General features: G+C 68.7%; 24 protein-coding genes, 1 tRNA gene and 4 pseudogenes. 14 read left to right on the forward strand and 15 right to left on the reverse strand.

Translation table 11 applies throughout. The features are described 5' to 3' along the window. The first annotated feature begins 150 nt into the window (after positions 1-150). The 5 genes and pseudogenes from ACZ5NH_RS24920 to ACZ5NH_RS24940 all read left to right on the forward strand — a co-directional run bounded on the left by ACZ5NH_RS24920 (position 151) and on the right by ACZ5NH_RS24940 (position 5,357). Positions 151-465, forward strand: a complete 315-nt coding sequence (locus ACZ5NH_RS24920) for a hypothetical protein (protein ID WP_468778190.1) — start codon at positions 151-153, stop codon at positions 463-465. Between the two features lie 54 nt (positions 466-519). After that, positions 520-978, forward strand: a pseudogene (locus ACZ5NH_RS24925) (hypothetical protein); the annotation flags it as partial. A 65-nt stretch (positions 979-1,043) separates the two neighbouring features. Next, positions 1,044-2,224 (forward strand): IS3 family transposase gene (locus ACZ5NH_RS24930; protein ID WP_468778192.1). Its coding sequence is split into 2 segments (ribosomal slippage): positions 1,044-1,308 and positions 1,308-2,224, totalling 1,182 coding nucleotides; the frame shifts between segments, so codons are not numbered across the junction. Between the two features lie 155 nt (positions 2,225-2,379). After that, the gene (locus ACZ5NH_RS24935) at positions 2,380-3,264 is read left to right on the forward strand and encodes an RNA polymerase sigma factor SigF (protein ID WP_468778193.1); all 885 of its coding nucleotides are present in this window, start codon (positions 2,380-2,382) and stop codon (positions 3,262-3,264) included. A 536-nt stretch (positions 3,265-3,800) separates the two neighbouring features. Beyond that, a complete protein-coding gene (locus ACZ5NH_RS24940) occupies positions 3,801-5,357 on the forward strand; it encodes a diacylglycerol kinase family protein (RefSeq protein ID WP_468778195.1) in 1,557 nt (518 codons plus the stop codon). A 118-nt stretch (positions 5,358-5,475) separates the two neighbouring features. On the opposite strand, the gene ACZ5NH_RS24945 is transcribed toward ACZ5NH_RS24940, so the two are convergent. After that, positions 5,476-6,252: a GAF domain-containing protein gene (locus ACZ5NH_RS24945; RefSeq protein WP_468778197.1), complete on the reverse strand. Its 777-nt coding sequence runs from the start codon at positions 6,250-6,252 to the stop codon at positions 5,476-5,478. 599 nt (positions 6,253-6,851) lie between these two features. On the opposite strand from ACZ5NH_RS24945, the gene ACZ5NH_RS24950 reads away from it, so the two are divergent. Further along, complete coding sequence (locus ACZ5NH_RS24950) at positions 6,852-7,154, forward strand: XRE family transcriptional regulator (RefSeq protein WP_468778199.1); 303 nt, start codon at positions 6,852-6,854, stop codon at positions 7,152-7,154. Positions 7,155-7,377: 223 nt separating this feature from the next. Continuing rightward, on the forward strand, positions 7,378-7,596 hold the full coding sequence (locus tag ACZ5NH_RS24955) for a hypothetical protein (RefSeq protein WP_468778200.1): 219 nt from the start codon (positions 7,378-7,380) through the stop codon (positions 7,594-7,596). Positions 7,597-7,862: 266 nt separating this feature from the next. Here ACZ5NH_RS24955 and ACZ5NH_RS24960 read toward each other — a convergent pair whose 3' ends face one another. Together ACZ5NH_RS24960 and ACZ5NH_RS24965 are read right to left on the reverse strand one after the other, a co-directional pair. After that, the gene (locus ACZ5NH_RS24960; protein WP_468778202.1) at positions 7,863-8,453 is read right to left on the reverse strand and encodes a VanZ family protein; all 591 of its coding nucleotides are present in this window, start codon (positions 8,451-8,453) and stop codon (positions 7,863-7,865) included. 92 nt (positions 8,454-8,545) lie between these two features. Further along, positions 8,546-8,938 (reverse strand): DUF2267 domain-containing protein, encoded by a 393-nt coding sequence (locus ACZ5NH_RS24965; protein WP_468778203.1) that lies wholly within the window; start codon positions 8,936-8,938, stop codon positions 8,546-8,548. 319 nt (positions 8,939-9,257) lie between these two features. Here ACZ5NH_RS24965 and ACZ5NH_RS24970 point away from each other — a divergent pair. Further along, positions 9,258-10,144 (forward strand): annotated as a pseudogene (locus tag ACZ5NH_RS24970) (IS630 family transposase); the annotation flags it as partial. A 112-nt stretch (positions 10,145-10,256) separates the two neighbouring features. Here ACZ5NH_RS24970 and ACZ5NH_RS24975 read toward each other — a convergent pair. After that, positions 10,257-11,969 carry an IS1634 family transposase gene (locus ACZ5NH_RS24975; protein WP_468778205.1) on the reverse strand — a complete coding sequence of 571 codons (1,713 nt, stop codon included), beginning with the start codon at positions 11,967-11,969 and terminating at the stop codon, positions 10,257-10,259. Between the two features lie 141 nt (positions 11,970-12,110). Beyond that, the gene (locus ACZ5NH_RS24980) at positions 12,111-12,425 is read right to left on the reverse strand and encodes a hypothetical protein (RefSeq protein WP_468778207.1); all 315 of its coding nucleotides are present in this window, start codon (positions 12,423-12,425) and stop codon (positions 12,111-12,113) included. A 257-nt stretch (positions 12,426-12,682) separates the two neighbouring features. On the opposite strand from ACZ5NH_RS24980, the gene ACZ5NH_RS24985 reads away from it, so the two are divergent. After that, on the forward strand, positions 12,683-12,997 hold the full coding sequence (locus ACZ5NH_RS24985; RefSeq protein ID WP_220291517.1) for a calcium-binding protein: 315 nt from the start codon (positions 12,683-12,685) through the stop codon (positions 12,995-12,997). Between the two features lie 11 nt (positions 12,998-13,008). On the opposite strand, the gene ACZ5NH_RS24990 is transcribed toward ACZ5NH_RS24985, so the two are convergent. Beyond that, the gene (locus ACZ5NH_RS24990) at positions 13,009-13,713 is read right to left on the reverse strand and encodes a UPF0158 family protein (protein ID WP_468778208.1); all 705 of its coding nucleotides are present in this window, start codon (positions 13,711-13,713) and stop codon (positions 13,009-13,011) included. Positions 13,714-13,812: 99 nt separating this feature from the next. Here ACZ5NH_RS24990 and ACZ5NH_RS24995 point away from each other — a divergent pair, with 99 nt between their 5' ends. The 3 genes from ACZ5NH_RS24995 to ACZ5NH_RS25005 are packed head-to-tail and all read left to right on the forward strand — an operon-like array spanning position 13,813 to position 16,241. After that, positions 13,813-14,982 (forward strand): hypothetical protein, encoded by a 1,170-nt coding sequence (locus tag ACZ5NH_RS24995; RefSeq protein ID WP_468778210.1) that lies wholly within the window; start codon positions 13,813-13,815, stop codon positions 14,980-14,982. Continuing rightward, positions 14,979-15,548, forward strand: a complete 570-nt coding sequence (locus ACZ5NH_RS25000) for a hypothetical protein (RefSeq protein ID WP_468778211.1) — start codon at positions 14,979-14,981, stop codon at positions 15,546-15,548. The genes ACZ5NH_RS24995 and ACZ5NH_RS25000 overlap by 4 nt, the downstream gene beginning before the upstream one ends. 39 nt (positions 15,549-15,587) lie before the next feature. Further along, positions 15,588-16,241, forward strand: coding sequence for a hypothetical protein (locus ACZ5NH_RS25005; RefSeq protein WP_468778213.1), 654 nt, complete (start codon positions 15,588-15,590; stop codon positions 16,239-16,241). Between the two features lie 9 nt (positions 16,242-16,250). Here the strand turns inward: ACZ5NH_RS25005 and ACZ5NH_RS25010 are convergent, their stop codons facing one another. Then, positions 16,251-17,507, reverse strand: a complete 1,257-nt coding sequence (locus ACZ5NH_RS25010; RefSeq protein WP_468778214.1) for a helicase-associated domain-containing protein — start codon at positions 17,505-17,507, stop codon at positions 16,251-16,253. A 185-nt stretch (positions 17,508-17,692) separates the two neighbouring features. On the opposite strand from ACZ5NH_RS25010, the gene ACZ5NH_RS25015 reads away from it, so the two are divergent. Continuing rightward, entirely contained in the window at positions 17,693-18,823 is a 1,131-nt protein-coding gene (locus tag ACZ5NH_RS25015) for a hypothetical protein (RefSeq protein ID WP_468778216.1), read from the forward strand. A gap of 272 nt (positions 18,824-19,095) precedes the next feature. On the opposite strand, the pseudogene ACZ5NH_RS25020 reads toward ACZ5NH_RS25015, so the two are convergent. Then, a pseudogene (locus ACZ5NH_RS25020) lies at positions 19,096-19,319 on the reverse strand (helix-turn-helix domain-containing protein); the annotation flags it as partial. A 367-nt stretch (positions 19,320-19,686) separates the two neighbouring features. Between ACZ5NH_RS25020 and ACZ5NH_RS25025 the strand changes: the two are divergent. Next, positions 19,687-21,054, forward strand: coding sequence for a recombinase family protein (locus tag ACZ5NH_RS25025; RefSeq protein ID WP_468778217.1), 1,368 nt, complete (start codon positions 19,687-19,689; stop codon positions 21,052-21,054). Between the two features lie 138 nt (positions 21,055-21,192). Here the strand turns inward: ACZ5NH_RS25025 and ACZ5NH_RS25030 are convergent. The 7 genes and pseudogenes from ACZ5NH_RS25030 to ACZ5NH_RS25060 all read right to left on the reverse strand — a co-directional run bounded on the left by ACZ5NH_RS25030 (position 21,193) and on the right by ACZ5NH_RS25060 (position 26,486). Beyond that, a tRNA-Leu gene (locus ACZ5NH_RS25030) sits at positions 21,193-21,277 on the reverse strand. 74 nt (positions 21,278-21,351) lie between these two features. Next, entirely contained in the window at positions 21,352-22,086 is a 735-nt protein-coding gene (locus ACZ5NH_RS25035; RefSeq protein ID WP_468778219.1) for a hypothetical protein, read from the reverse strand. Positions 22,087-22,097: 11 nt separating this feature from the next. Further along, positions 22,098-23,138 (reverse strand): annotated as a pseudogene (gene sucC / locus ACZ5NH_RS25040) (ADP-forming succinate--CoA ligase subunit beta); the annotation flags it as partial. Positions 23,139-23,155: 17 nt separating this feature from the next. After that, entirely contained in the window at positions 23,156-23,833 is a 678-nt protein-coding gene (locus tag ACZ5NH_RS25045) for a GntR family transcriptional regulator (RefSeq protein WP_450984378.1), read from the reverse strand. Positions 23,834-23,966: 133 nt separating this feature from the next. Then, entirely contained in the window at positions 23,967-24,914 is a 948-nt protein-coding gene (locus ACZ5NH_RS25050) for a beta-ketoacyl-ACP synthase III (protein ID WP_451555302.1), read from the reverse strand. A 137-nt stretch (positions 24,915-25,051) separates the two neighbouring features. Continuing rightward, the gene (locus ACZ5NH_RS25055) at positions 25,052-25,180 is read right to left on the reverse strand and encodes an MFS transporter small subunit (protein WP_468778220.1); all 129 of its coding nucleotides are present in this window, start codon (positions 25,178-25,180) and stop codon (positions 25,052-25,054) included. Then, entirely contained in the window at positions 25,155-26,486 is a 1,332-nt protein-coding gene (locus ACZ5NH_RS25060) for an OFA family MFS transporter (protein ID WP_468778222.1), read from the reverse strand. Before ACZ5NH_RS25060 ends, ACZ5NH_RS25055 begins: the two co-directional genes overlap by 26 nt. Positions 26,487-26,546: the final 60 nt, after the last annotated feature.

Consider the following 26,546-nt stretch of genomic DNA (forward strand, 5'->3'; position numbering starts at 1 on the left):
CCGAGTACGAGGAAGCCTTCTGGCAGAGCCAGGAGCAAACCCCGCAGTCCGCCTGAAACAAGATCACCGGACTCTACGAAACTCGGGGCAGCTCAAACACCCACCGAGGAGGAATGGGACGCTTTCCTGGCGCACTTCGAGAAGCGCAAAGTGTCCATCGGCACCTGCGCTCGTGCCTTTTCGAGCCCTTGTGTTCATGAACACGCTTGCATTCGTTGCTCGCTCCTCCGGCCGGACCCGGCCCAGCGCGGCCGGTTGGAGGAGATCCGTGACAACCTCGTCGCCCGCATCGCTGAGGCCGAGCGTGAGGGCTGGCTCGGCGAAGGCGAAGGACTGAAAGTCAGCCTCGCTGGTGCCGAGGACAAGCTCGCCCAGATGGACGCCACCACAGCCCGCACGGCCGCGGCGGTCGATCTCGGGATGCCTGGCTTCACGCCGGCCGCTGGACGCTCCAGCGATGCGTGACGACGGATATGCTTCGATGGCTCAGTAGATTGGGAGCGCAAATTTGGGGGTGCCATGAGTCGGCCGTTGCTGTTCCTGGACGTCGACGGAACCCTGAATCCGTATGCGGCGAAGCCCGAGAAGCGCCCCGAGGGCTACACCACCCTTCGCGTCCCACAGGAGAGCGGGGCAGTTGGGGGGTACGGGAGACTGCGGACCCACATGAGGCCACTACGGGTATGGCTCAACCCCGATCACGGGCCGGCGCTGCTGGCTCTCGGATACGAGATCTGCTGGGCCACAACCTGGATGAGCGACGCGAACAAGTGGATCGGACCTACGCTCGGTCTGCCGGAGCTGCCGTTCGTCGACTTCGGTGATGCCCTGCTCAACGAGCGCCCTGATGGCGTTCATTGGAAGTTGGAGCCAATGGTGGAGTATGCCAACGGCCGACCGTTCGCTTGGGTGGACGACGAACAGAGCGACGCGGATCACGCACACGTGGCTGCTAATCACCACGCAGCACGTCTTGTGAGGGGCCACGAAGTTTCCGGACAGGCACCCAATAGGGTTGTCCTGAACAAGGAAACGAGGGAGAAGTGGCGCCACCCAGTAAGTACTCGCCGGAGTTCCGCGAGGAAGCCGTCCAGATCGCGTTGAGATCAAGCAAGACGATCTCCGAAGTCGCCCGGGAGCTTGAGCTGAACTCGGAGACGCTACGCGGCTGGGTGAAGAAGCACCAGAAGCAGCAGGAACCGGCTCCCGATGCGGAACTGACGGTGAACGAGCGGGCGCGCCTGAAGGAACTCGAACGACGCAACCGCGAGCTGGAGATGGAAGTTACCTTCCTGAAAAAAGCCGCAGCGTACTTCGCGAAGGATCCCCGGTAGCAAGCAAGTACGAGGTCATCGAGGAGATGCGGCTCGACACCGAGAAGTACGCATACAGCGTCGAGTTCATGTGCGGCCGACTCGGCGTCTCCAGATCCGGCTACTACGACTGGCGATCCCGCCCGGAATCCGCGACAGCTCAGCGGCGCGAAGAACTGAAATTGCTCATCGAGAAAGCCTTCGACATGTCCGACAGCACCTACGGGCACCGGCGCATCCAGGCCCAGCTGCACCGCTGGGGCGTCGCCGCGGGCGTGGAGTCGGTCCGTCGCCTCATGCGCGAACTGGGCCTGGTGCCCTGCCTGCCACGGCCGAAGAGGTTCAACCTCACTCAGGCTGCGGGCAGCCAGGTGCCGGACCTCGTCGGCCGCGACTTCACCGCGGATGTGCCCGGCGAGAAGCTCGTCGGTGACATTACCTATATCGCGACCGGGGAAGGCTGGCTGTACCTCGCAACGGTCATCGACTGCTGCACGAAAGAAGTCATCGGTTACGCGATGGACGAGCACTACCAAACCCCACTGATATCCAGGGCGATCCGTAACGCGGCACGGAACAGGAAAATCTCGGCCGACGCGATATTTCACTCGGATCGCGGAAGTAACTACATGTCAGCCGAGTTCGGGAGGACGCTGGACCACTTCGGGCCCCGCAGATCTGCCGGCCGCACCGGGATCTGTTTCGACAACGCCATGGCCGAATCATTCTTCGGCGCCCTGAAGAACGAGCGCGTATCAAGGGTGACTTACCTGACCCGCGAGGACGCCCGGCAGGACATCACTCGCTACATCGAATTCTGGTACAATCGCAAACGCCTCCACTCGGCGGTGGGTTACCGTCCTCCGCGCGAAGTCCACGCCGAGTACGAGAAGTTGCGAATCGCCGCGTGAAATAACGGTCAGAAGCCTGTCCGGAAAACGCGAGACCCCTCAGTTCTGTAACTGTGGGTGTATCTGCCTGCCGCTTTGGGTAACAGGCCGTGCATGTCGTGCCTCGCAAATGATCACGGGCACCTGAATGAAGGGCGCCAGCCATGCCGAGTCTGATGACCGATCACTCCACGGCCCTGTCCTTGGCCCGACATACGCCGGGGCCGACCACAGCCCCTGACACCGCCATGCCGTCACCGGCGGCAGACAACCTTGCCTCCGCGGACCTGAGCGCGATCGCACCGGCCGATGCCCGGGCCATGTCCAAGACCCTGTTCGCCCGCTTGGACGCGCTGGAAGAGGGCACCGCCGAGTACTCCTACGTCCGCAACACGCTGGTCGAACTCAACATGGCCCTCGTGCACTTCGCGGCCCGGCAGTTCCACTCACGCACCGAGTCGGCCGAAGACGTGCTACAGGTGGGCACGATCGGACTGATCAAAGCGATCAACCGGTTCGATCCCTCGCACGGCGTCGAATTCGTCACGTTCGCACTGCCGACCATCTTCGGCGAGATCAAGCGGTTCTTCCGCGACACCACTTGGGCCCTACGGGTTCCGCGCAGGCTGAAGGAGCTGCGCCTGACGCTGGACAAGGCGACCGCGGACCTCGAGCAGCGCCTCGGCCGGCCACCAACCGTCGCCGAACTGGCCACGCACCTGCAGCTGGACGCTGAAGAGGTGCTTGAAGGGCTGGGAGCCGCCAACAGCTACAACACCCTCTCGCTGGACGCCCCTTTTGAAGGGACCGACCCTGATGACGCTCTTGCCGACCATGTCGGCTTCGAGGACACCGACTTGGAACTGGTCGAAGAGCTGACCACGCTGCAGCCGGTGATCGCCGCACTGCCGGAGCGCGACCGGAAGATCCTCGCCATAAGGTTCGGCCGCGAGATGACCCAGCGCGAGATCGCTGACGAGCTCGGTGTCTCCCAGATGCACGTCTCTCGCCTCCTGGCGCGCATCCTGGCCAAACTCCGATCGCACTTGACCTCACAGTGACAGGCTCGTGTCTGCACGAGCGAGGACCTTTGCCAGACCAACGAACAGGCCGGTCGCGCCACGGAGCACCGCGCGCGGCCGGTCACTGGTGTCCGCAAGTACACCAGGCGGCGGTCGAACGAGTGGACTGCAAGGTTCAGCATGCCTGAACCGATCACGGGTGACGGTGCCCCAGGCCCTGCAACGCCACGACCCGGCCATATCGGAGACGAACGCCTCCAGCCCATCCCCTACGGGCATTGGACTCCCCGCCCTTGGGACCGACCGAGCACAGTGGGCCCCGGAAGAGTGATCCGAGGCCTGGCTTTCTGCACCAGGGGTACGCGGCAAACAGGCCGTGCTGGTTCGGAAAGCAGCCAGGGGGCCAGTGCGCCGGGTCCGTGGGACGACCCGGTTGCGCGCCGCCGGGGGCGGGCGTGGCCCGCCCCCGGGCGCGGCGACTGGACTGGAGGCCGGAAGGCGTAGTCGGCAGAGGCCGAGTGACGCGAACAGCAGCCGGAACGGGTGCGAGGCGTTCGGTGGGGTAAAGGGGGTCCATGAGTGATCGAGCCCGGCACCCCATCCGGAACCTGCTACGCGCCGCCGACCAATCGCTGTTCCAGAGCGTGGCGGCGCGCGAGTGGCCCGCAGCCGAAACGGTGCTGCCGAGGCTGAGCCGGAGCGCCAACCACGGTCTGCTGTGGGGCGGCGTCGCCCTCGGTATGTGGGCCCTCGCAGGGGCGCGCGGCCGCCGGGCCGCTGTCCGCGGGGTGACATCACTGGCGCTGGCCTCGGTCATGGTGAACACGATCGGCAAACGCTCCGTCGGCCGGGCCAGGCCGATACTGGACGCCGTGCCGGTGGTCCGGCATCTGCCCCGCCAGCCCTTCACCAGTTCCTTCCCCTCCGGGCATGCCGCCTCGGCCGCCGCGTTCGTGTCGGGGGTTGCCCTGGAGTCACCGCGCTGGGGCGCAGCCTTGGCTCCGCTGGCCGCGTCGGTAGCCTTCTCCCGCGTCTACACCGGAGTCCACTATCCAGGCGATGTCCTGGCCGGTGCGGCCCTCGGAGTGGGTGCCGCCTATGCGGTGCGCGGCATGGTGCCGTCCCGCTCGCAGATGCCGCCGCCGGCCCGGCCACGAGCGGACGTGCCCGCACTCCCTGAAGGAGAGGGGCTGGTCGTCGTCGTCAACCCGTCCTCCGGGAGCCAACCTCAACTTGCCGATCCCATCAGACAGTTGAGGACAATGCTGCCGCAGGCCGAGGTCGTGCTCTACGACGAGGAGGCCGGCCCACTGCCCAAGGTACTGGCGAAGGCGGCCCGGGAGGCTGCACACCGGGGCGGCGCACTGGGAGTGTGCGGCGGCGACGGCACCGTCAACGCAGCCGCGACCGCCGCGCTCGCGGCCGACGTGCCCCTCATGGTGCTCCCCGGCGGCACGTTCAACCACTTCGCCGCCGATCTTGGAGTCGACACAGTAGCCGACGCCTGCACCGCGGTGATGCAAGGCAGTGCCGTCCGTACCGACGTCGGCCGGATCAGACCTCTGCGCGCAGCGGATGGCGGCACCGAGCCGGCCTACTTCCTCAACACCTTCAGCATTGGCGTCTACCCGGAACTGGTACGGCTGCGCGAACGATGGGCTCCAAGGATCGGCGGACCGCCGGCCACCCTCCTCGGGGTCGCCCGGATCCTGCGCCAGTCCGCTCCCGTGCAGGTCGAGGTGAACGGACACCGCCGGTCGCTGTGGCTGTTCTTCGCGGGAAACGGCCTGTACCGCAGCGTCGGAATCGCACCGGTCCGGCGCCACGACCTGGCCGACGGCATGCTCGACGTGCGGGTCGCCCACGCCGGCCGCTTCGCCCGCACCCGCCTGCTGGCGGCAGCGTGCGTCGGCCGACTGGCGAGGACGCCTTTCTACGCAGCCGCAACGCCGAAGCGCCTGCTGATCTCCGGCCTGCCCGACGATGCCTGCATGGCCTACGACGGCGAGGTGACCGACGCTCCTCCTGCCCTCCTCCTCGACAAGCTCGCCGAGGCCCTGACCGTGTACCGCCCGACAGCAGACGACATCCCCGGCAGCTCGCTTGCTGCGCCCATGGACGCCGGCCGGTGACGTCAACGCTCCAACAGACGCGTAGAATTGGGGCATCGGTGACGCGAGCGTGGAGACCGCCCGGCCGGATAGGACCGGAGATCCGCCCACCGCAATTGGGCCGGCAGACCAAGGCTCCCTACGCGCGGCAATCCGTCTCCGCGGGTCGACTCCCCTGCCTGCGTAGTCCGAGCTCTTCTTCGGCGGAGGGCTGCAGGAGACTGTCGGCTACTTCGAGGAGGGACAGTCCATCACGCGTACTGACCGCTTGCAGCCAGGCCAACGCCTCGGGCGTGGAGCAGTCTTCGCACGCCGCGACGCACCCAGCGGCCCGGTGGATACGGTGCCAACGTGCCGCACGGGTATCTGACTTCCACACTGGACGCTGGCAGCCTGAGCTCGCGTGCACGCGTCGCCAGCGCAGCAGCGCGTCCAAAGCAACGCCGGCGGCACGTTGCGCCTGGGCGAGCTGCGGAACCGTCACCTGCTTCGGCCGCGTGTAGTAGAGGGACATGACGCCGATCGGCGTGCGGCGCTCGTTCAGCGGAAGCGCCAGCACCTGCTCGACATCAGGCACCTCGTCAGCCAGGTGCGAGCCAGCACTGGAATGGCTGTTCTGCAAGTTGGATACGAGGACTGGCCGCATCTCCAGCGCCGCATTGATCGACGGACCATCAGCGAGCGTGAACTGCACGGCCTCGCCGAGCAGGGCCGACTCGTCGGTGGCATACAGCAATTGCCAGTGATCCAGGCTGGGCAGCAGCGACAGAGCCGCCCGCTGTGCGCCCATGCCCTCTGTGAACGCGATGCAGAGTCGGCGGGGCAGCGTGCCTCGCCCCACTGCTGCCGCGATCGAGACATCATGCACAATCGAAGGTGCTTCTCGTGTTTCTGACGTTTCCTCCAGCATGGTCATCATTCCCTCATTCGCGCACTGTCTGCGCGTCGGGAGCGCCCTCGGAGCGGTACGGATGGCCGTGCCCGGCGCCCCAGCCATGAGAGTGCGTTTACCACCCGACGGTCCATCTCATGTGTCGCTCGTCGGCCTCAGGTGCTTTGACAGGCCGAACCGGGTCGTGTCCCGCCTCGTGGTGTAGGCGACCCTGCTCGACCCGTTCCGGTAAGCCGCGCGCCGGCCACTCCGCGCGGACATGGCTCCCGCCTCGCGCCTGGCTTACCTGCCGTCAGCGCATGGGTGACGCCGAGCCGCATCAATGCGGCGGTGACCTGCGCATTCCGGGCAGTTGATCGGCTACACCACCTGGCGGGGCGCCATCCCGAACCGGGTGCTACGGCGCTCCAGACGCATCTGCTCGTCGCGTGAGTCATCGACAACAGCCGTCCGGGTGACCGTGGCGTCATGCCGGTCGCCGAGGGTAGGCGCGCTACTACAGATAAAGAACACGCCACGCTGGGACGCCCCAGAGAACCAGGGATGTCACAGGGGCCCAGGGCAGCGGCGCACGATCTCCGTGGGCCAGCCCTTCCCGTGGTTGACCGGAAGGGAAAGAGAAGATGGACAACCTCGCACGACTGATCCAGCAGACCATGCGCCGCCGCCATTTGACGGCACAGGCCATCGCCGAGCAGACCGGTATTCGTACCCCTCGGGTCAAAGCGTTCGCAGAAGACGGTGCCAACGGCCCCATCCATCCCACCGACGACGAACTGAGGGAACTCGCCCACACCCTCTCACTGCCCCTGTCTGCGGTTCTGGGAATCGCACATCCCTCGGTCAAGGCGAGGGCAGCTTCCGAAGCGCGAAGGCTGCGGCAGCACGCCGGCGGTCGTCGCACACCAGTCCATGGGTCTCACTAGCATGAACCACTTCCCATCTCACGTGATGCCCCATGCCACAGTCCCGAAGAGCGGACCTCCGCCGCGAGCGGATTGGTACGCATGGAGCGTGATGACTTGCGAAGACAACGGCGACAGCGAAGCCCCACACGTGGGCGTCCGCCTACGTGTCGACGTCGAGACCCTTCTCGGTGACCTGACAGACGGCCATGGTGCGGGCTCACCGCAGTTTCAAGCGGGAGAAGTGGCAGCATTCGAGTGGGCGCTGGGACGTTCCGAGAGTTCCCCAGTCACTGCCCGAGGGGTTCCTTGCGCGCCGGATCTGGCGCTGCTCACGGCCGAACTGGACGCCACGACGGTCCAATTGGAGCACCCCAGCGGCTCCCCTGGCAGCAGCGACTACCTGCGAGGGATCCACGCGGCGCTCAACTGGGTGTGCGGATACGACACCGGGCTGCTCTGACCCCCTGATGCCTGCATTACTGCTGTAGTGCAGGCATCAGGGGGGTGCATCACCGACCAGGCCATCGGCAGAGGGCCTTCGCCTCGGACGCCCGAGATGGCGGTGCTGGCGAGTGGAGGGTACGAACTCGATGGCATTGCGGACGGCCAAGTCCGGTTGGTCGGATGCTCCGCAGACATGACGCCGCCACTTCTGCATGGACGGGGATCGAGAGGGTCAAACGAGTGCCGGCCGCGGACCCATGAGGTGCCCGCGAACGGCGGAACTCAGCGGCGACGCCTCTTGAGTACGGCCGGCTCAGCTTTCACGGTGAGCGCGGGAGCAATGCGGTGCCACCAGTGGTGTCGCCGTGGGTGAACAGCTCGGCCGAGGCGGCGGCCCAGGAGCAGGTAGGCCAGCAGAGCGCCAGAGGTGTTGAGGAGTACATCGTCGATGTCGAAGGCCCGTCCGGTGATTACGGTGCCCTGTATCAGCTCCACCAGCAGCATCACCAGGGCCGTGACGGCTGCAACGCGGACGAGTCCTCGGGCACGCGGAACCAGAACGGGCAGGAGCAAGCCAAACGGCATTCCAAGAACGATGTTCCCGCCGAGTTGCTTGACCGTGTCCTGAAATCCCGGCCGGTCCAGGTACGCGCGAATGGAGTCACCCGGCCGAAGATTGTTGTGCGTCAACGCTGCCGATGCCGCTTTCGGCTCGAGGGTCAACTTGGCCAACGCCACCGCGAAGAGAACCATCCCGACCAGGGCAATAAGCATGACTACGGCCCGTACCCATGGAGTGAGTAGCCTTCCTGAATTTCGAGGGTTTACGGATTTCTCCTTGGCGTCCGTCTTGCGCGTCACTGTCCGCGCCATGTCCTACCCCAACACTGGTCCGACAATCTTTTTGACCGTGCACCTGCCCGGCAGAGGGCATCGTTGCCGCTCAGGGCTGTTCCATTTACCGCTCAGGCCGGATCCATGCGGCCGAAGAGGGCAGCGTGGCCCGGCGGGAGCTGCGTCAGAATCCTGCGGAGCAAGGCTTCATCAGCCATTTCAGCCAGCGCGCTGAGTACCGCGGCCACGGCACGACGGGCCTGAAGCTCGTCAACGATGTCACCCTCAGCCACTGCCTCGACGAAGCCAGAAGGGGTCAGCGGCTCACTGGCCGGCGCGGATTCGGTCAACCACGCGACGCACTGCGGCGGCAGCAGCGCTGCCAGATCGGTTCGGTCGTCGCCGACGAGGTGGGAGCCCAGAACTGACAGCACGCTGCGTACCGCACGTGTGGCCTCGTCCTGATCGTCGTAGGATCCTCGTTCGCTGACCCGATCAAGCAGCACTTCCACGGACTTCTGCATCGGCGCTCCTGTCGTCGTCTGCCGAGGATCTTTCGTCCGGGACGCCGCTCAACCCGGCACGCCAATGCATCTACCCGCATTCATGAGCCGCATTCAATTCGTCGCTGACTCTTGAAGGTGGCCAGCCTCTGCATAGATGTATGGTCGCGTGTCACGTGGAGGTCCCCGCATGCTGACGTGAACCATTTTCCGATGAGGCCGGAATCTTCCCGTGCCGCCGTCCGTGCTTTTCACTGTCGCTTTGCTGGTGAGTACTCAGGTTGAACTCGTCGAGTCCGGCACCCGTGACGGTTCTTGATCGTTGCGGTACGACGTCGTCATGCGGTACGCGCATGGGGGCGAGCTGACGCCCAAGGAGCAGGAAAAGCGGGAACGGGTGCGTCTTGAGGCAGCCGAGCGGTTCGCTCGCGGTGAGAAGACCGAGGCCGTCGCGAGGGAGCTTCGGGTGACGTCGCGGTCGGTGCGACGTTGGCGGCGGGAGTGGGAGCAGGGTGGTGCGGACGCGCTGCGCTCGAAGGGGCCGGCCTCGGCGGAACGGCTGAGTCCCGGGCAATGGGAGCAGCTGGAGAGGGAGTTGAAGCGGGGCCCGCTCGCGCACGGCTGGGACGACGAGTTCCAGGGGTGGACGCTGAAGAGGGTCAAGCTGCTGATCGGGCGGATGTTCCACGTCGGATACACGATCCAGGGCGTGTGGAAGCTGTTGCAGCGGCACGGCAGGTCCGCGCAGGTGCCCCTGCGGCGGGCGATCGAACGTGACGACGAGGCGATCGAGGTGTGGAAGGCTGAGGTGTGGCCGCAGGTAAAAGGACCGCGGCGGACCCGGGCGCCCACATCTGCTTCGAGGACGAGGCAGGCCAGGGGCTGAGGCCGCCGAAGGGACGCACCTGAGCCCCGCGCGGGCAGCGGCCGGTGGTGCGGGTGCGCAGCCGAAACCGGGGACGGGTCAACATCGCCGGAGTGGTCTGCTAACGCGCCGGATACCGGTCCCGGTTCTTCTTCAAGCTGCACGTTTGGCACGGCCGCCGGGGCGAGCCGAAGGCGTTTTCCTGGCGCCAGTACCGGGATCTGATCGTCATGACCTACGTGCAACTCGGCACCCCGGTGGTGTGGTGCTGGGACAATTTGAACGTGCACCTGGTCAAGGGGCTGGCGGACTTGGCCGAGGAGCACAAGGACTGGTTACGCATCTTCCAGGTGCCCTCCTACCCGGGTTCGACGTAATTCAGCGGCCTGGAGCACCGGATTGAGGGGCTGACCTGCGTGGACATGGGTGTGGCAGCCTGGAGGGCGTTTCTCTAGGCGGTGGCGTTTCCGCTGGTCAGCGGGGTGCGGGCTGAAGGCCGATGACCTGCTTCGGGTGCGGGATGCCAAGCTTGGCGAGTAGATCTTGCTGGGGCTTGGTGAGGCCGGTGACCTGTTGGAACGTGCCGGTGGGGCCGGTGAAGGTCCCGGTGTGGAGGCGCTGGAGCTCGCGGCGGGCCTGGGGCCAGGTCGTCCCGGTCTGGGTCTCGATGATGCGGATGAGGAGGAGCGCGAGCCAGCAGAGGACGACGTGTGCGCGGATGCGTTCTTCGAGCCGGTGGTAGACGGGCCGCAGGTCGATGATCTGCTTCATGTCGCGCCATCCGCGCTCGACTTCCAGGAGCTGCTTGTAGCCCAGGGCGATGTCCTCGGCAGGCAGTTTCGGATCGCTGCAGCGCAAGAGGTACTTGCCGTCGAGGTTCTCCTCCGTCTTGACTTTGGCCTGGTCGATGCGGAGCTTGCCGGCGGGGGTGGTGCGCAGGTCGCGGTTCAGGCCGGGCTTGTCGGTGATCTTCCCGCGCAGTTCGCCCCGTTTGAAGTCGCTGAGCCTGTCGGTGTCGGCGATCAACTCGGACAGCTGGGCGACGAGTTGCTCGCGCATGTGCCGGTCACGTTCGGCTGATTCGGGGTTGTGGCAGATGATGAACCGGTCGGTGTCGCTGATCCTCACCTCCTTGACGCGCATGTTCTCGCCGATTTCGGTGTAGCGGCCCTGCCGCGACAGGGCGGCCTTGACCTCGGGTGATCCGGAGCGGAGCTTCTCGCCGATGATGTAGGCGTGGTCGCCCTGGCGCAGGTAGCGGCGGTTGGCCTCGGAGGAGAAGCCGCGGTCGGTCACCCACACGATCTTGGAGAGAGCCCAGTCGCGCATGTCGTCCTTGACCTGCCGGATCAGCTTCTGGTCGGAGGCATTACCCGGCCAGCACCAGCAGCGGACCGGGATGCCGTCCCGGGTGACCGCCATGCCGATCACGATCTGCGGCAGGTCGTCGCGGGAGTCCTTCGACTTCCCGTAGGCGCGGAACCCCGTCTCCTTGACGTCCTCGTCGCCCTGGCCGTCGCCCAATGGGCGGCCCGCGTCGTCGCGGGAGACGGGCTCGTCGGACTCCTCCAGTTCGAAGTAGGTACTGGTGGTGTCGAAGAACAGCAGGTCCACCTCGAGGTTCAGCAGGTTGGCGACCTCGTCGAACACCTGCTTCTCCAGGTCGTCCTTGACCTCGTGGAGCCAGTCCATCGCCCGGTAGCAGGACTGCTCGCCGATCTCGGCAAGGCGGTCGATGTGCGCGTCATGGGTGATCCAGTCGGCGGCAGCGAGCTTGGACGACGGAGCCAGTGCCCGGTTGGCGACCAGGGCGAACAGCACCCGCTCGGTAGCGTCCATGTCCCGGCGGCGGCCGCGCTTGGGCTGTCCGACCCGGCCCACGATCTGGTCGATCTTCAACTGGCGCCACAGATGGTCGAGTACGTAGGTACCGCCGAAGGCGCGAGAGGAGACGAACTCCAGGTCCGACGCGGCGGTCGCGGCCAGCGCGTCACCCGGCTCCAGCAGCTTCGATAGAGACGCGACCAGGCGCCTGACAGCGTCGCGGTCGAGCTGGTCCTCACGGCCGAAGGTGAACAGCACCTTCGGGACCGCCCGCCCCTTGGCAGGGTCCCACTCGTTGTGGGCCAAGTGCAGGTACCGGACGGTGCCGGACTTGTTCTCCCGCTTCGTCGTCTTCACATACACGGCTCCAGACCATACGAGCTATGGCCAGGCCAGCGCAGGTGAATCCAGAAGATCGCGTCTCTAGGGACTTCCGGGCTTCTCTGCCCATCTCAGCCCGCTGACCTGCGACTTCAACCCCGCAGGACCTCCAGAACCCAGGAATTACGTCGAACCCGGGTACGAGGTCACCGGGAGATTCTGCTCGGGGCCCCGGGTTGCTGGCTGCGCGCTCCTGGCGGCGGCGCGGCGGACGGTAAGAGCGCCGACGGCGGACAGGACAAGGAAGACGGCCATCACGGCGGTTCCGGCGGTGTACCTGCCTGTGGTGGTGCGGAGTGCGCCGGTGATAGAGAGGCCGATGATGCCTGAGATGTTGGCCAGGGCGTTGGTCATGGCGATGCCTGCGGCGACGCCGTGCCCTTGAGGTAGGTGGCGGGCAGTTGCGTTCGCGAGCGCCTGCACTTCTGCGCTCTGCATGGCAGGTCCCCTGTCAAAGGGCAGGGGACCAGCGACCATCGGCCGGTCTCGCGAACGAGGAACCCGCACCTGACCTGCTCCGCACAGTCGGCGGCCCTCTCGGCGCCAACTCGCGGTGGGTGCTGAGGAGTCGGTACGCGCCACCAGGCAGCACGCCGATCCTCGCGGCGGGAGGAACGACCGCCGTGGCTCAGGGTGGGGCGGCTGGCGGTTGACCGAGCGAGGGCATCTGCGGCACCGCCGGTACCTTGTTCTCTGTGGACGGACAGCTGAGCGATGCGGAACTCGATGAGCTGGTCGAGCAGGCCACCGTTGACGCCTACGACGGCGAGGAGCAGCTCACGGGCCTTTTCACGATGCTCGCAGAGCAGCTGGCTGTTCCGTTCAAGACGGTCGTTCTCGGGGTCGAGGTCACCGTGAAGAAGGTGGACCTGCTGCCCGGCAGCCAGATCGTGGCGGTCTGCACGCGCGGCAGGCACCGGCAGGCGATCGGCATTCTCGACCTTCCGTTGCCGGATCCGGCGCCCCAGGGGGCCGAGTGGATCGAGGCCTACCGGCACTGGGGCCCGTGAAGGCACCCGGGTCAGCGGCCGCCCGACAGCGTCGGCCGGTAGCCCTGATCGGCGAGCCAGGCCCGGGCCCGGCCCTGCTGCCGCTCCGCGGAGAACAACCAGTACCGCTGCAGCTGCGCCGGCAAGGTGGCCAGCATGTCCTTGAAGCGGCGGAACGCTCCTGGACCCTGGATCGCGATGCCGAGGAACCGGGCGAGGTCCGGGTCGTCGAGGGTGGTGATGAAGTCCTCCATGTCGCGGTAGGCGTTCCGCGATCCCTCGCACGGGACGTCGAGCCACCGCTCAGTGCCTTCCGGTTCCTCCTCGTCCCATGACTCCTCGGTGTCCGCGAGGGCAGGCCAGCACTCACCGGTGCCCAGGTCGATACGGCCACCACCCCAGGCCGGGTCCCCTTCGAGCAGACTGGAGAGTTCCTCCAGGTCGACCGGCAGCGGCCGCAGCAGGCAGAGGGCACGGCCGCCCGCCGTGTCGAGCTGTTCGGCGAGGACCTCGTCTCCGGGCCAGCCCCGTTCGCGCAGTGCGGACGAGCACGCGGTCGCTGCCTCCCGGGCGCCGGGCAGGCCCCGGGAAACTGCTGCGGTGAGTGCGTCTCCACACTGCTGCAGCACTCCGACGGGGTCATGCGCACGCAGCAGGGCGAGCAGGGACGGGCCGTCCGCGTTGTGGCGGGCGGCGCGGAGCGCCTTCAGTGCGTGGTCGGTCCATGCCTCGGTCACGCCCGCGAGGCTACTCCCCCGAGTTCTCGGCTGCGCTCGAACAGGGGGACCTCCGCCGTGCGCTGCGAGCGCCGCCGTCTCCGGTGCGACAATGCGCTGGTGAGCACAGCGAACAGGGCCACAAGCAGGCGCAGGCGGCCGACGTTCGGCCCGGAGCCGTGGCCTCATCCGGCACCGTCTGGCGAGTGGTCGTACTGGGACGTGTGGTTCGCCGTAGCGTGCGTGGTGGACTGCGGCGGCGACTGGGAGGCCTTCGATGTTCGCCTGACGCGGGAGCGGTCGGGTGGGGTGATGCGCGGGGCGTATCTGGAACCGTTGTGGAGTCATCTGGTGGATCTACGGGAGCGCCTTGCGGCGGACGGGCTCGGCGCGGGCGAGCTGGCCCGAGGCGCGGTACGTGATCCGAAGGTCGTCGCCCGGGCTCGTTCCAAGGTGTGGAAGCAGGCGCTGGAGGGGCGGGCGAAGACGGCGCCCATGCGCTGGACTCCGAGTCGGCGGCTGTCCGAGCGGGCTGTGACAGGGGCGTGGCCGCGCTTCCCGGTGTCGCCGCAGGGGCCTTACGAAGCATTCGCCGGGGTTGTGGATCTGGATCGGCATCATGGCCAGTGGGCGACGATGGCGGTGGCAGAGGTTCTGGCCGAAGCCACCGTCGCCCAGGTGGGGGAAGCAGTCGGGGCGGCGAGGTTGCTGGCTGTCCGCCGGGCCGCGTTGGCGTGCGAGCTGCGGGCGCTGCGGGTGTGCGACGACTCGTGCGGCACACTGGGCGAGTGGCTGCGCCGGGCGGTGGCCGAGTACGCCGCCGTCCCCTGGCGGCGGACGGCGATGCCCGCCGACGTGTTCTGGCAGGACTTCCTTGAGCTCCTCGTTGAGGTCGGTGATTTCGGCGGGACGTACCGGCAGGAGGCCGAGCTGTTCCTGCACGCCGGGGTCGGCAGCGATGTGGACCTGGTGGAGACTCTGGCCCGTGCGCTTCACAGCGAGTACGCCTCGGCCCGCCTCGACTTCCGCGCTCGCGAGATCCTGGGCCTTCGCGCCTACGCCCAGGTCGCGGCCGGGGCGGTGGACCGATTCGCCGCCACCGCGACCGTGCTGGGCTCCGAGGACTGGCAACCGCTGGAGGCCATGGTCTCCTACGCCCTGCAACGTGGTGACGCCGCGAGCGCCCGTGCCGTGCTCCGGGCTGCGGACCGGCCGGGGTTCCATCGGGACTGGGTACGGCGCCGGTCCATCGAACTGGCCCAGGAACTCGACGGGGAAGGGCTCACATGACGCGGACAGGCGACACAAGGAAAGTGTGGGACCGGCTGCTCGGCTGGCTACTGCCGGACGGCGGCCCAGCCGGCTCGCTCGCCCAGGAGGACGTGGAGCGGTTCTGCTGGTACGAGCTGCCGGTCAAGTGGGTGGCAGAGCCCGCCGAGTGCCCGCACATCCTCACCGCCCTCGCCGAACTTCTCCAGGACGCCGGCCGGCCCCGGTCCGCGGCCGTCTGCACCTCGGAGGCCACCCGCGAGATCCTCGCCGCATGGCAACACTCGCCTGATCAGGGGCGGGCCGCCTACCGGCGGGCGGTGGACGCCTCCCCGGTGACCCCGCCGGACACCGACCTGCTCACCTGGGGGCCGGTGATGGGCATCGACGAGGCCGTCGCCCGCAGCAACGCCTCCCGGCTGCTGGAGCAGGCGCTGGACGACGGCGCACTGGTGCCCGGCACCCGCGGCTACGCCGCCGCACGCATCGAGCACGTGGAGCGCTGGCTCACCACCCCGCATCCCGCGCACGATGGACGCACCCCGCTCGATGCCGTCCACAGCGAGCGCCGCCGCACCTGGGCCTAGGCCCCACCCGATGCCCGGCGTCGTCTGCGCGGCACCGTGATGGACCTGCTGAGCGTGGCGCCCGAGACGGCCGCCGACACGGCCGAACCCCTGCGCTGGCTCCTGGAGGCGGTAGGCGACGGGGTGACGCTGACCCAGGCCGGCTACCTGCCGCGGACTCTGGTCATCGAGGCCGCCGAGCGCTACGACTGGTATCTGCCGGGCATGGTGCCGCGCACCGAGTACGACGTCGTTCGCCTCGCCGAACTGCATGAACTGGCCCGCGCGGCTCGGCTGCTCGCCAAGCGGCACCGAAAGCTCGCCCTGACCACCCGCGGCCGACAACACCTCGCCGACCCGGCCCTGCTGCAGGCCACGGCCGCCCGCGCGTGGTTCGGCGACGGTGTCCGAGCCGAACTCGCCGAAGCCGCCGCAGCGGCCCTGCTCGGCGGAAAACTCACGCTCGACGACCTCACCGCCGCCGTTCACACCCTGGCCGCCGGGGTGTTCCCCCTCCCCGACGGCTCCGCGCCACGACGCGACGACACCCGCCACTTCCTGTGGCAGTGGCTGCGTCCCGGCGAGGCCCTCGGCTTCCTGGCATACCGTGACCGCCGCCGCTCCACGATCTCCCTCACCCCCACCGGCCGAGTCGCCGCCCGCACCGCGCTCCGAGAACGTGCCCAAGCCCCGCGGACCGCACCCTGGACGTGAACCTCCCGTTCAGGTTCGGGCGGGCAGTACGCAACCGAGTTTCAGCAGCGCGGCGCGGACGGCCGGCAGGTCGCCGGGGGCCACCATGAGATGCCTTGGGCCGATCCGGGAGCACAGCGCGCCCGCCCTGCGGTCCTTCGCGATCATCACGGCCTGCGACTCGTCCACGCACTCCAGCAGGTGGCACGTACCCAGATCCCGTACCTTCTCGGCGCGGGAGGCGGCGTCGGCCAGCAAAGCCGTGACGGTCTGCGGCAGTTCCTCTCCTGTGCTGGTCTCGGCGAGGAAGCGGCGCAGCTCCTCCAGACCTCGGCCCGCGTGGAGGGCCTTCAGCAGGGAGGCGGTGGACAGCGTCCAGACACGGTCGGTGGACCGGATTGCGAACGCGTCGAGCAGCAGCGCCTCGGCGGGGGCCAGGCCGTCGAGTGCCACGATGTCAAAGTTCGGCAGAACCCTGACCGGGCTCCGCGCCCCGGCGGCGGGCTCCGGGCCCGGTCGGTAGGCGTCGGTGCGCCTCGTCGCGTACGCCCCGAGCGGGTTCAACCGGATGGCGAGCAGCCCGTCGTAGCGGCTGAGCCGCTGAAGCCAGTCGGCACCCCACATGTGGCGGAAGTCGTCCCGGGCGCCGTCCGGGTCGATGTACTGGACGTCAACGAGGCCGAGGGTGGCCGCGTACTCGAACAGCACACACAGGGTGTAGCGGCCCTGCAGCACCGGCCAGTCGTGGTGTCCGTCGTAGCCGAGGCTGCCGTACTGCGCGTCCTCCAGGTACAGCGTCCACAGCGCCCGCTCGGAACGGACCAGGTACGGGTCATGCCCTGCGGTACGCATCGCCTTGAACAGCTCGTCCACCGCCATCCATTCCCCTGGCGTGCAGCACTCGGCGAGCGCCGCACCCACCGCCTTGCGGCGCGGGCCGGCCGCGCTGAGGACGTTCGCCGCGCGCTGCCCCTTGACTGCCTCGATGCGGCTGAACTCGTCCAGTACCCCGTGGCTCAGCCAGCGCCGCCACAGGTGCCGGATCGTCTCGTGGGCGGGCGCGGCCAGCGCCTTGCGGCCCCGCGCGGTCAACTCGAGTCGGCCGCCCGATAGTTCCGCAAGACCGCCAGCCTGGAGCAGGAGCGGCCAGGCGAATGCCCTGACCGCCTCGCCCTCGTAGAAGTCACTGCCGGTGAGGACCTCGCCCAGTGCGCGGAGGGTGGCGGCGGAGGGGCGCTTCGTCTTGTCGCCGCACCGCAGCCTGCCCGCGGCAACCAGCTGCAGCACGGCCGCGAGCTCCGTTCTTGCATCATGCTCCATCGCCCGCTCGGTCCACACCGCCACAGCCCGCTCCTCCCCGCCACGGCTCGCCTCGGCTCACCCTATGACGTTTGATTGCTGCCTCCGGTCGGCTCCGCTGCCGTGGCCCATCCGCGTCCGAGCCCACCCGCGGCGGCGATAGGGTCCGCCGTGTGAGCGAGTACCAGTACTACGAGTTCCAGGCCCTCGACCGGCCGCTCAGCCGCGAGGAACAGGAGCAGCTGAGGGCCATCTCCACCCGGGCCCGGATCACCGCCACCAGCTTCACCAACACCTACAACTGGGGCGACCTGAGTGCCAATCCGCGCAAAATGGTCGAGCGCTACTTCGACGCCCACCTGTACGTGACCAATTGGGGCACCCACCGGTTGATGCTCCGCCTGCCCAAGCAGACCTTGGCCCTGTCGGCGGTGCGGCCGTACTGTCTCGACCACCACATCGAGGCCTGGACCACCCGCACCCACCTCCTGCTCGACCTGACCAGCGAGGACGAGGGCGGCGACTGGATCGAGGGCGCCGACGACTCGCTGTCCGCCCTCATCGGCGTACGCGACGAACTCACCACCGGCGACCTGCGCCCCCTCTATCTGGCCTGGCTCTCAGCGCTCGCCGCCTGGGAACTCGAAGACGACGACGAAGAGGAGTACCGGACCTGCCCCGAACCGCCCGTCCCGGCCGGGCTCGGCGAACTGACCGCTTCGCAGCGGGCGCTCGCGGATTTCCTGCGCGTGGACGACGACCTGCTGGCAGTCGCGGCCCAGGCCAGTCCCGCCGCATCCAAGAAGCTGACCAGGCCTGCGAAGAAGGAACTCGCCCCGCTGATCGCCGCAATGCCCCAGAAGGAGAAGGACGCTCTGCTGCTGCGGCTCGCCCTCGGCCCGGAACCTGGGCTGCACACCGAACTCCTGCACCGCCTGCGCGGCGCCGACGCCCCCACCACGGTCCCCGGGCGCCGGTCCGCCGCCCACCTCCTGGACGCCGCCCACACCCTGCGCACCGAACGCCGACAGCGCGCCGAACACGAACGGGCCACCGCCCGCGCCCGGCATCTGACCGCTCTCGCAGGCGAGGCCGAATCCGTCTGGCAGCAGATCGAGGCGCACATCGCCACCAAGAAGACCAGCTGCTACGACCAGGCCGTCAGCCTCCTCGCGGAACTGCGCGACGCCTACGCCCACGCCCGACAGCACACCGACTTCCACCAGCGCCTGGCCCGCCTGCGCGAGGACTACCAGCGCCGCCCCGGCCTCATCCACCGCCTCGACCGCCACGGCCTCCGATAGGCCGCCTCGTCCCGGCACCGATCGAGCCGCGTTGCGCCCTCCCCACCTCAGTGAGGCAACGTGAGCGCCTGAACGTGCACGGCCCCATGGAGCGCTGAGACTCCACGACGATCTCCTTCCTCCGGTTCGCAGAGCCCCGGCCGCGAAGGAGTCCGGGTGCTGTGGAAGTCGTAGTCGCGGCTGTCGTACCAGCTGGGCACTGCCCGGCACTGCTTCCATTTGCTGACGCACCGTTCTGCGGTACTGCCCCGGTGGTAAGGGCTCGCAGAGAATCAACATGCTGCTTTGATCCCTGTGAGGCTGCTGTTCGTGAGGAGGGCGGTGACGTCAGCGGGCGTCCGGACCTGGCTGTCGAGGGTGTAATGGTGTAGCCGTGGTCGGCAAGGAGGCGCTGGACTCGGCGAATGGCCCTGGTGAGGGTGCTGCCGTTGGCTCCGAAGAGCTGGGCGAGCAGTTCTCGGGTGCCGAGTTTGCGCAGGTAGAGCACGGTGGCCATCGTCGAACAGATCACCGACCGCCCGCGCACCTATCGTGCAGCGTCCCAGGAGCCGACCGCACAGTCCCACCGCAAGCCGAGACGTGCCGTGCCGGTTCCAGCCAGCGCGAGGAATCGGCATGGCAGCTTGCATCGTCAGCGTTCGACCACCGATCTTCACTCGTTCGGGTCAACTTGATGTGTCTCGGTTCATCCTGCCTCCCTGTCCGGGCATGTCCACGGTAAGGCCGGGCACGACGGCTGTGGGGAGGCGCCCATGATGACAGCGTCGCAACAGACGGTCGGGCACACCCATGATCCCGCTGCAGTCCAGGCTCTCGTAGCGGACTGGGCCCGCAGCTGGACTCCCTGCTCCTCCCCTGCTGGCATGTCGCCCGCCAGTGGTACGCGGTTTGCGTTCTACGGCCGGGTGTCGACCGAGGATCATCAGGACCCGGACACGTCACGGGCCTGGCAAGTGTTGCGCGCCCAGGCTTTGGTGTCCGGACACGGACGGATCGTCGCGGAGTTCTTCGACACCGGGCGCAGCCGCACCATCCCCTGGGCGCGCCGACCTGAGGCGGCGGCCCTGCTCGCCGCGATGGCCGACCCCGACCGGGACTTCGACGCAATCGTCATCGGCTCCAGTGAACGCGCCTTCTACGGCAACCAGTTCGCGACCATGGCCCCGCTTTTCGACCACTACGACATCGAGGTGTGGGTGCCGGAACTGGGCGGGGCCGTGGATCCGCAGACCGCAGGGCAGGAAGAGCTGATGATCCTGCTCGGCATCCTGTCCAAACGGGAGATCGCCCGCGCCCGGATCCGCACCCGCGCCGCGATGACCGTGCAGACCCGCGATCAAGGCCGATATCTCGGCGGCCGACCACCCTACGGCTACCGTCTGGTCGATGCAGGCCCGCACCCCAACCGGGCCCTCGCGCGTCGTGGCGTACGCCTGCAGCGTCTGGACACCGACCCCGAGTGCGGGCCGATCGTGTCCTGGATCTTCGCCCAGCGCCTGGACGGACACAGCGTCGCGCGCATCACCCGCGCCCTTAACGACGCCGGTGTCCCCTGTCCGGCAGCCGCCGACCCCGTCCGGAACCCGCACCGAAAAGGGCAGCGCTGGGTGCTGAACACGGTCCGGGCGATCCTCGCCAATCCGCGCTACACCGGCCGTCAGGTCTGGAACCGCCAGCGCACCGACCACGACCTCCTCGACCCCGCCAACACCACACTCGGCCACCGCGACGTCATGCGCTGGAACACCCCCACTGACTGGATCATCTCCGCCCGGCCCGCACACCCAGCACTGGTCAGCGAGGCCGACTTCATCACCGTCCAGAACCTCCGCCCCCACCGGGAAACCGTCCCTGGACGTGCCTACCTACTGGCAGGGCTGCTCTGCTGCGGTGTCTGCGGCCGGCGCATGGAGTCCCACTGGACTCACCACCGTCCTGGCTACCGGTGCCGCCACGGCCACACCAGCGCTACCCGGCCCGACCCCGGTCGTACTCCCAACGTCTACCTGCGCGAAGACCAGGTACTGCCGCACCTACCGGCCCTGCATCTCCGCCTCACCAGCCGCCTGGATCCTCCGGGGTCAGCACTCGTGAGCCGTGACCCGGCGCCACCGACACCGGCCCAGGCAATCGCCCACCTGCGCAGCGAGGAGATCACCCTGACCTACGACCCCGCGACCAGAACCCTGACCGCGGACACGCCCCAGGCAGAAAGGATCAGCATCAGCTGACCGATGCCCACCGAACCGCCGACGAAGGGGAGAAGCCAGGCCGAAGACCCCGCAACGACGAACACCCGCCCCGGCCGGGAGCCGGAAGCGGGTGCCGATCTCCCCTACCCAAGAACAGGGCGCTGTGGGGTAACTCTGTGTCCGAGGGGGGACTTGAACCCCCACGCCCGATAAAGGGCACTAGCACCTCAAGCTAGCGCGTCTGCCATTCCGCCACCCGGACTAGGTGTCTGCCGCCTTGCCGGGGGTCTTCCCCGCGGCGACATGGATAACAATACCAAGGTTTCGGAGTGCGTTTCACCTGCGTATCCGTCCCCGGGGGCGGCCCGGGGCGTGCCGGGCCGCATGGTCGGTGGCGGTGTACGGAAGGTGTGATCCTGTGTACACACCGTGAGAGTCATGAGTTGGTACTCGGGGAAGTTCCCGGGCAGCCGCTCCCCCGCCGGGCCCCAGGTCACTGCGCGGACCAGGAGGTCGCCGCCGACGAACGCGCCCCGCCAGGAGGCGCCGAACCCGCCGAACAGCTCGTCGCGGTCCCCGCGGGACCGGGGAACGCCGTGCCCGGTCTTGAAGGACGACGGGGCCGGGCTTGGTGATGTCGGCGGGGACGATGCCGGCGTTGGACTGGCCGGGGGTGATAAGGCCGGGGCAGTTGGGGCGGATGATCCGGGTGCCGGTGTGCCGGGCGTGGGCGGTGAAGTCGACCGTGTCGTGGACCGGGATGCCCTCGGTGATGACGGCGGCGAGGGGGATGCGGGCGTCGGCGGCCTCGATGACGGCGGCCTTGGCGAAGGCGGGCGGCACGAAGACGACGGTGACATCGGCGCCGGTCGACCGCATGCCGTCGGCGACCGACCCGAAGACGGGCACGGCCTGTCCGTCGAAGTCGAAGGTCCGCCCGGCCTTGCGCGGGTTGACCCCGCCGACGACGTTCGTGCCGGCCGCGAGCATGCGCCGGGTGTGCCGCATGCCCTGGCCCCCGGTCATGCCCTGGACGAGGACCTTGCTCTCCTTCGTGAGGTGGATGGCCATGTCCCGGCTCCTCAGGCGGTGTGGGCGAGTTCGGCGGCCCGGCGCGCGGCGCCGTCCATGGTGGTGGCCTGTTCGACGAGCGGATGGGCGCGTTCGCCGAGGATCGCGCGTCCGCGTGCGGCGTTGTTGCCGTCGAGGCGGACGACGAGCCGCTTGGTCAGCCGGACGGTGTCGACGGCCGCCACGATTTCCTCGGCGACCGCGTCGCAGGCGGTGATTCCGCCCAAGACGTTGACCAAGACGGACCGCACGGCCGGGTCGGAGAGGATCACCGACAGTCCGTCGGCCATCACCTGCGCGGAGGCCCCGCCGCCGATGTCGAGGAAGTCGGCGGGGCGGGCGCCGCAGTCGGCGACGACGTCAAGGGTCGACATGACCGGGCCCGCGCCGTTGCCGATGACCCCGACCTCGCCGTGGAGGCTGACGTAGGTGAAGCCGCGCGCGGCTGCGGCCGCCTCCAGCGGGTCCTGGTGCTTTCCCTCCCGCGCGCCCCAACGGGACTGCCGGAAGCGGGCGTTGTCGTCCAGGGTGACCTTGCCGTCCAGGGCGAGGATCCGCCCCTGGGCGGTGCGCACCAGCGGGTTCACCTCGACCAGCAGGGCGCCCTCCCGGACCAGTACCTGCCACAGCCGCAGCAGGACGTCGACGGTCTGCGGGGGCAGTCCGGCGGCGCTCGCGATCTCCCCCGCCTTGGCGGACGTGACGCCCTCGGCCGGGTCGACGGGGATCCGGGCCACCGCCTCCGGCCGGGTCGCCGCGACCTCCTCGATCTCCATGCCGCCCTGGGCGGAGGCGATGGCGAGGAGGCCGCCGGCGGTGCGGTCGAGGACGTAGGAGACGTAGAACTCCTCGGCGACGTCGACCGGTTCGGCGAGCAGCACCGTGCCGACCCGGTGGCCCCTGATGTCCATGCCGAGGATCTGGCGTGCGGTCAGCTCCGCCGCGGCGGGGTCGGCGGCGAACCTGACCCCGCCCGCCCTGCCGCGCCCGCCGGTCTTCACCTGCGCCTTGACCACGGCCCGGCCGCCGAGCCCGCGGGCGATCTCGCGGGCCCGCGAAACCCATGTGATCAGGACCCGTTGCGGTCATGGTAGGAGCGGCGGGTGTGTTCCGTGTGGGTGCGCATCAGCTGGGCGGCCCGTTGTTCGTCGCGGGCGGCGATCGCGGTGATCAGTTCCCGGTGTTCGATCCAGGACTGGCGTCCGCGCTGGCGGGCCACCGGGGTGTAGTACCAGCGGACCCGGCGGTCGACCTGGGCGGCGAGTTCGGCGAGGACCGCGTTGCCGGCGAGTTCCATGATCTTGGCGTGGAAGGCCGCGTTGAGGGCGACCGCGCGGTCCACCTCGTCGGCGGCGACGGCCTTCTCACCCTCGGCGCACAGCTCCTCCAGCGCGCCGACCCCCGGGGCGCCGGCGTGCAGGGCGGCGAGCCGGGCCGCCTCCGCCTCCAGCAGGGTGCGGACCGTGAGCAGCTGGTCGGCCTCCTCCTCGGTCGGCTCGTGCACGAACGCGCCCTGCGCGGGCCGCAGATCGACCCAGCCCTCGGTGTTGAGCCGCTGCAGCGCCTCGCGCACAGGCTGCCGGGAGACACCGAGGTGTCCGGCGAGCTCGCTCTCGACCAGGTGCTGGCCGGGCTGCAGCGCGCGGGTGGTGATGAGCTCCAGCAGCGCCTCGTAGACACGCTCGCGCAGCGGCCCGGGGCGTTCCAGCTTGGGCACCGCCCCCTGCGGCAGTCCGGTCGACAACATCGCGGTCCCCCTCATGGGCAGGTCTGGCGTGTGCACGCTGGACGCTCAGTATCGATTGTCTTTTGTCTACAGTCTACGGTGCACAAAATCCAGACCTGTTTGCGCCCACTTCAGGCAAGCTTCGCTTCGCCGCTCACGGGCAGCGTACGACCTGCCCCGCGTAGGAAAGATTGCCGCCGAAACCGAACAGCAGCACCGGGTCGCCGGAGCTCAGCGCCCCGTGTTCGAGCAGCTTGGAGAAGGCGAGCGGGATGCTCGCGGCCGAGGTGTTGCCCGATTCGGTGACATCGCGGGCGACGACGGCGTTGACGGCGCCGAGCTTTTCGGCCAGCGGCTCGATGATGCGCAGGTTGGCCTGGTGCAGGACGACTCCGGCGAGGTCCTCGGGGGCCACGCCGGCCCGTTCGCAGGCGCTGCGGGCGATGGCCGGGAGCTGGGTGGTGGCCCAGCGGTAGACACTCTGCCCCTCCTGCGCGAACCGCGGCGGGGTGCCCTCGATCCGCACGGCGTGCCCCATCTCCGGCACCGACCCCCACAGCACCGGCCCGATCCCCGGCTCCTCCCCCGCCGGGCAGGCCTCCACCACGGCGGCACCGGCCCCGTCGCCGACCAGGACACACGTGGTGCGGTCGCTCCAGTCGGTGACGTCGGACATCTTGTCGGCGCCGATGACCAGCGCACGGGCGGCCGCGCCGGCCCGGACGGTGTGGTCCGCGGTGGCCAGCGCGTGGGTGAAGCCGGCGCACACCACATTGACGTCCATCGCGGCAGGCTGGGGGATGCCGAGCCGGGCCGCGACCCGTGCGGCGGTGTTCGGGGAACGGTCGATCGCCGTGGAGGTGGCGACCAGGACGAGGTCGATGTCGCCGGGGGTCAGACCGGCGGCGGCGAGCGCCTTCGCGGCGGCGTGCGCGGCCAGCTCGTCGACCGGCTCGTCGGGTCCGGCGATGTGCCGGGTCCGGATGCCGACCCGGCTGCGGATCCACTCGTCGCTCGTGTCGACCATCCCGGCCAGGTCCTCGTTGGTGAGTACCCGGGCGGGCTGGTAGTGACCGATGGCGGCGATGCGCGAGCCGTTCATGGCGGGAGTCCCCTCGTGGCCGTGGTAGCGGGATCCTCCAGTCTGATCAGTGACCCACGGGTACGACGGCAGGTGAAGCCACAGGAATCGGGCGCCCGAGTTGTCGGCTTCCCTCAGACCCTCGGACGCCCGAGCACTCACGCTGTGAACAGCTGCGTCGCCTTCTGCACGAGTTCGTACACCCCGTAGCCGAGGGGCGCCCCCACCCACAGCCAGGCGAGGGCGATCAGGCCCCGCCGGCTAGGCGGGCTGCTGTCGCTGGGCATCTGGGGCCTCCCTCTGTGCGGGGATGTGGTGGCGGGTGTGGACGGGACGGACGAGTTCGTTGGCGACGAAGCCGACGACGAGCAGGCCGATCATGATGCCGAACGACAGCCCGTACAGCGCCGGGCCGTGCTTCCCGGCCTCCTTCTGCCGGTCCGCGATCCAGTTGACGATCAGCGGCCCGAGCACGCCCGCGGTGGACCAGGCGGTGAGCAGCCGGCCGTGGATGGCGCCGACCTGACAGGTGCCGAAGAGGTCCTTCAGATAGGCGGGGACCGTCGCGAAGCCGCCGCCGTAGAAGGACAGGATCACGAGGGCGCACAGGACGAACAGGGGTTTCGCCGAGTCCCCGAACAGCGCGATGAGCAGGTACATCAGCGCGCCGACGCCGAGGTAGCAGCGGTAGATGTTCTTGCGGCCTATGCGGTCGGAGGCGGACGACCAGCCGATACGGCCGGCCATGTTGGCCGCCGACAGCAGCGCGACGAAACCGGCCGCCGCGGAGGCCGACACCGGGGTGGAGCTGTCCGCGAAGAAGTCCGTGATCATCGGGGCGGCCTTCTCCAGGATGCCGATGCCGGCGGTCACGTTGGTGCAGAGCACGATCCACAACAACCAGAACTGCGGGGTGCGCAGCGCACTGTTGGCGGACACCTGCACACCGGCGACGGAGCTCGGTCCGCTCGCTTCCGCGCCTGGCGTGTCCCCGCGGGGCACACGCACGAGGAGTACGCCGAGCGTCATGAAGACCGCGTACGCCAGACCGTGCACCAGGAACGCGAGCGCGATCCCGGAGTGGTCGGCGCCGAAGGAGGAGAGCATCTGCGCCGACCAGGGCGAGGCGATCAGGGCGCCGCCGCCGAAGCCCATGATGGCAATGCCGGTGGCCATGCCGGGCCGGTCCGGGAACCACTTGATCAGGGTGGAGACGGGCGAGATGTAGCCGATGCCGAGGCCGATCCCGCCGACGAAGCCGTAGCCGAGGACGATCAGCCAGTACTGCTTCGTCTGGGCGCCGAGCGCGGAGATCAGGAAGCCGGAGGAGAAGCAGACGAGGGCCACGGTCATGGCCCAGCGCGGCCCGTTGCGTTCGACGAGCGTGCCGCCGAACGCGGCGGACAGACCGAGCATCACGATCGCCAGCTGGAACGGCAACGCGCTCTGGGTGCCGTCGAGATGGAGCGCGGATTCGAGCGGCGGCTTGAACACGCTCCAGGCGTAGGCCTGTCCGATCGACAGATGGACGGAGAGGGCGGCGGGCGGGACGAGCCAGCGGCTCCAGCCCGGGGGTGCGAGAGGGGGGCTCATGCCCGCGGACGGTAGGGCCGGGAGCGGGAGTTGGGAAGGACGCGGTCGACCGTATGCGGT

It is taken from the genome of Streptomyces sp. NPDC031426 (assembly GCF_055581585.1).

Bases quoted from the DNA above. Each gene is read 5' to 3' on its own strand.
- ACZ5NH_RS24965 (WP_468778203.1), bottom strand. From the start codon at position 8,938: ATGCAGAAGTCCGTGGAAGTGCTGCTTGATCGGGTCAGCGAACGAGGA.
- ACZ5NH_RS25060 (WP_468778222.1), bottom strand. From the start codon at position 26,486: ATGAGCCCCCCTCTCGCACCCCCGGGCTGGAGCCGCTGGCTCGTCCCG.
- ACZ5NH_RS25045 (WP_450984378.1), bottom strand. From the start codon at position 23,833: ATGTTGTCGACCGGACTGCCGCAGGGGGCGGTGCCCAAGCTGGAACGC.
- ACZ5NH_RS25005 (WP_468778213.1), top strand. From the start codon at position 15,588: ATGGACCTGCTGAGCGTGGCGCCCGAGACGGCCGCCGACACGGCCGAA.
- ACZ5NH_RS24935 (WP_468778193.1), top strand. From the start codon at position 2,380: ATGACCGATCACTCCACGGCCCTGTCCTTGGCCCGACATACGCCGGGG.
- ACZ5NH_RS24940 (WP_468778195.1), top strand. From the start codon at position 3,801: ATGAGTGATCGAGCCCGGCACCCCATCCGGAACCTGCTACGCGCCGCC.
- ACZ5NH_RS24950 (WP_468778199.1), top strand. From the start codon at position 6,852: ATGGACAACCTCGCACGACTGATCCAGCAGACCATGCGCCGCCGCCAT.
- ACZ5NH_RS24980 (WP_468778207.1), bottom strand. From the start codon at position 12,425: ATGCAGAGCGCAGAAGTGCAGGCGCTCGCGAACGCAACTGCCCGCCAC.
- ACZ5NH_RS25050 (WP_451555302.1), bottom strand. From the start codon at position 24,914: ATGAACGGCTCGCGCATCGCCGCCATCGGTCACTACCAGCCCGCCCGG.
- ACZ5NH_RS25055 (WP_468778220.1), bottom strand. From the start codon at position 25,180: ATGCCCAGCGACAGCAGCCCGCCTAGCCGGCGGGGCCTGATCGCCCTC.
- ACZ5NH_RS24960 (WP_468778202.1), bottom strand. From the start codon at position 8,453: ATGGCGCGGACAGTGACGCGCAAGACGGACGCCAAGGAGAAATCCGTA.
- ACZ5NH_RS25025 (WP_468778217.1), top strand. From the start codon at position 19,687: ATGTCGCCCGCCAGTGGTACGCGGTTTGCGTTCTACGGCCGGGTGTCG.
- ACZ5NH_RS25035 (WP_468778219.1), bottom strand. From the start codon at position 22,086: ATGGCCATCCACCTCACGAAGGAGAGCAAGGTCCTCGTCCAGGGCATG.
- ACZ5NH_RS25000 (WP_468778211.1), top strand. From the start codon at position 14,979: ATGACGCGGACAGGCGACACAAGGAAAGTGTGGGACCGGCTGCTCGGC.
- ACZ5NH_RS24945 (WP_468778197.1), bottom strand. From the start codon at position 6,252: ATGACCATGCTGGAGGAAACGTCAGAAACACGAGAAGCACCTTCGATT.